This is a genomic window from Psychrobacter sp. ANT_H3 (assembly GCF_027919975.1).
GTDB lineage: Bacteria > Pseudomonadota > Gammaproteobacteria > Pseudomonadales > Moraxellaceae > Psychrobacter > Psychrobacter maritimus.
In genome coordinates this window covers 1-700 of the sequence record NZ_JAQISM010000057.1, presented here as the reverse complement: position 1 = coordinate 700, position 700 = coordinate 1, and the positions used below count along the sequence as shown (strand labels likewise).

Below are 700 nucleotides of genomic sequence, written 5' to 3'. Positions count from 1 at the left end.
TGCCTTAAACAATCTTGCAGAAGACAGCTTTGCCTACGAACAAGCAAAAGAGAAAACGGCGCAAACGATTGATTTATTATGGTCATCGGATGAAGTGCGTACGCGTAAACCTTTAGTTTATGACGAGATAAATAATGGTCTGCATTATTTTAATGCCAGTTTGTTTAATGCCATCCCTAAGGTTTACCGTAATATTAAAGACGCCATTGTTGATATTTATCCAGAGCTAACAGACTACCCATTACCTGCCTTCATAAGTTTTGGCTCTTGGATAGGTGGCGACAGAGATGGCAATCCCTTTGTCACTCATGACACCACAGAAATGGCGGTATTGATGCATGCTGATACCGTGCTGCGTCATTATCAAGTACTGCTAAAAAAACTGCGCCGTGAACTCATTCACAGCGATACGATTATTGATATTGCGCCAGACGTTTATGCTCGTATAAAAGCGTACGCCACTCTCGATCAAAAAGTATTTTATTATAATCCTGACGATTACAACAATGAGCCGTACCGCAGATTGTTGTCGATTATTCTTGCCAAAATAAAAGCGACCAATCGCCACATTCAAAGCAAAGGTACAGACCTCGACGCCGCACACGATGCTTACGCCAACCCTCAAGAGTTGTTAGAAGATTTACGCATCATTCGAAAAAGTGTCAATACTCATGACAAGGCTCATGGCGAAGGGCTATTG

1 protein-coding gene is annotated in these 700 nt (G+C 42.0%); it reads left to right on the top strand.

The features are described from left to right. The coding region (locus tag PG901_RS13595; RefSeq protein ID WP_271134702.1) for a phosphoenolpyruvate carboxylase at nucleotides 1–700 on the top strand (700 nt) is incomplete at both ends.